Annotated in this window: 1 pseudogene; it reads right to left on the bottom strand. The window is 61.0% G+C overall.

From position 1 onward, the window contains the following. Positions 1 to 1978: pseudogene (gene rhsB / locus V6C07_RS08505) on the bottom strand (rhs element protein RhsB); the annotation flags it as partial.

Here is a 1978-nt window from a genome sequence, read left to right on the forward strand (position 1 = left end):
GGTCATACCGGTAAAGATAGTGCGCGTCACGGGCGATACGGTTATCCGGCCACATGCTGAGGGTGCTGTCCGGGTGCAGCTCCGGGTCGGGCAGGCGGTTACCTGCCGGGTCTGTGGCATACGGGATGCGGATATCAAGGTTCGCTGCGGTGGTGTGAACGCCGGTCAGCCTGCCGGTGGTGCTGTAGCTGTAACTCCGGGTCTGGCGCGGGCTGCTGATGCGGATGAGTTCGCCGTTGTCGTTCCAGGTGTAATCGCGGTCAGACAGCAGGCTGTTCAGGTGCTGGCTCTGTAACTGCCCGGCAGGGGTATAAGCGGTGGTGAGTTCATAACGGCCGAAGCTGCGCAGCGTTTCCCGGTGCAGGCGGTCGCGGGTGTACTCCACCAGCGGTGTGTCGCCGAGTTTCATGCCTGCCAGGTAACCGCTGCCGTAGGTCAGCCATTCCACGGCGGGCAGGCTGTCCGGTATACAGCGGTTCGCCAGCCCCTGCGCGTTGTACGCATGTCTGGTCTCATGCTGCCAGAGCAGTGCTTCCGTCTGCGGGTGATGCACCGTCTGACGCTCACCGGTCAGCCGGCCTTTCTCATCATACCCGTAATGCACCGTCACCCGGTGCCCTTCGCTGATATGGCTGATGTCTGTCAGCCAGCCGCGTTCGTCATACTGCCACTGCTCTGCGGTTTCGCCATTCACGGTGCGGTGCGTGAGGCGGTCTGCTTCGTCATAGTGCCAGTGGGTGACCAGCCCCTCATCCTCGCTGCGGATAAGTTTGCCGGTCAGGTCGTGGTGATAACGCTGTGTGCGGCCGTCAAAGCCGGTTTCCTGTATCAGCCGGTCGAGTACATCGTAACGGAAGGTGGTGTGGCTGCCGTTTTCACTGGTCAGGCGGATGACCCGTCCGGCAGCATCGTATTCCATACTGCGCGTCAGACCGCCCTGCGTGGTACAGATGGCTTTTCCCCACGCATCGTACTGTGTCCCGTTTCTGCTGCCGTCCGGGGCAATGACGGCGGTCAGGTCACCGGCGGCGTTGTATTCATACCGCGTTTCATGGCCCTGCGTGTCTTTCACCGCAGTTAACTGTCCACGGCTGTCGTATGCGTGGTACTGGCTCAGGCCTTCCTCGCGGTGCACCGCCGTCACCTGACCAAAACGGTCATGGTCATAGCGGGTTACATAACCGGAACAGTCAGTGAAGGTCAGCAACTGACCGTAACGGCTCCACGTCATGGTTTTCCGGCTGCCGGTGGCATCTTCCGTTGCGCAGGGTAAGTCACTGTGTGGATTATCATAACGGTAGCGGGTGATATCGCCGTCAGGGGCGGTTTCCTGAATCAGACGGCCGGATTCATCATATTCCCGGCGCAATTCCAGCCCGTCAGGCCCGGTGGCTGACGTTAACTGGTTGTGGTGGTTATAGTAAAACGCCGATGCCCTGCCATCCGGCGTGGTTATGCGCGTGATGAGGCCCGTCACCACATCCGGGCTGTACTCTGTTGTCCTGCCTGCGGCATCCGTCTGTGCCCTGAGCCTGCCCACGGCGTCAAACTGACTCTGCGTGACGCTGCCGTCCGCGTGTTCCTTTTTCACCACCCGCTTCAGCCCGGCTTCGCCCTGCGTGTGCAGCACTTCACGGCGGTCCAGGCTGTCGGTGATGGTGATGCGGTCTTTCTCATACTGATACGTGTAGCTTAAGCCTGCCGGGTTTAGCTGTTCTGTCACCCGCCCGTCGCTGTCGTAACGGTAACGGATTTCCGGTCGGCCCGTGTGACGGTGCGCCACCATCCGGCCCCGGTATTTATCATCGTAAGTAAAGCTGCGCACCTGTGTATTGCTGCGGTCATACACTGCCGCCAGTTCGCCGCGCGGCGTCCAGCCATAGCGCACCAGCGGCGCGGCAGGTAAATTCTCCGGGTATTCCGGGTCGTGCGTCAGCCACACGGCAGACAGACGGATGCCGTTGTCCCGGCCATATTC

It is taken from the genome of Desulfovibrio sp. 1214_IL3152 (genome assembly GCF_036763055.1).
GTDB lineage: Bacteria > Desulfobacterota > Desulfovibrionia > Desulfovibrionales > Desulfovibrionaceae > Desulfovibrio.